Genomic DNA, 508 nt, shown 5'->3' with positions numbered 1-508 from the left:
CGGGCGGCACGGTGAACCCCGACAAGCTCCGGATCGACGGGGACGCTGTCGCCTTCGTCCGGGACTTCGTCGAGAACGGCAAGCCGGTGGCGGCGATCTGTCACGGACCGTGGACGTTGATCGAGGCCGACGTGGCCACCGGTCGCACCCTGACGTCCTTCCCGAGCATCCGCACGGATCTGCGCAATGCCGGCGCGAACGTCGTCGACCAGGAGGTCGTGATCGACAAGAATCTCATCACCAGCCGCTCGCCGGAGGACCTGCCGGCGTTCTCCGAGGCGATCGTGTCCCAACTCGCGGGCACCACGACAAAGGAAGAGGAGACATCATGAGTGTGACCAAGGGATTGCTGGTCAGGTTTGATGCGTTGCCCGGCAAGGAGGACGACGAGAAGGAGTTCCTTGACAGCGGCCGTGCGCTTGTTGAGGGAGAGCCGGCGACCACCGAGTGGTTCGCGGTCCGCCTCGGGCCCTACTCCTTCGGGATCTTCGACGTGTTCCCCGATGAC

1 protein-coding gene and 1 pseudogene are annotated in these 508 nt (G+C 65.0%); both read left to right on the top strand.

Annotated features, from left to right (window positions below):
* Positions 1-332: DJ-1/PfpI family protein (locus GTW58_RS14125; protein ID WP_209436608.1), on the top strand; the 332-nt coding region annotated here is incomplete at its 5' end.
* Positions 329-508: pseudogene (locus GTW58_RS14120) on the top strand (antibiotic biosynthesis monooxygenase); the annotation flags it as partial. The gene GTW58_RS14125 and the pseudogene GTW58_RS14120, both read left to right, overlap by 4 nt.

The sequence above is a fragment of the Kocuria subflava genome, assembly GCF_012163155.1.
GTDB classification, from domain to species: Bacteria; Actinomycetota; Actinomycetes; order Actinomycetales; family Micrococcaceae; genus Kocuria; species Kocuria subflava.
This window is presented reverse-complemented; position numbering and strand designations above follow the sequence as displayed.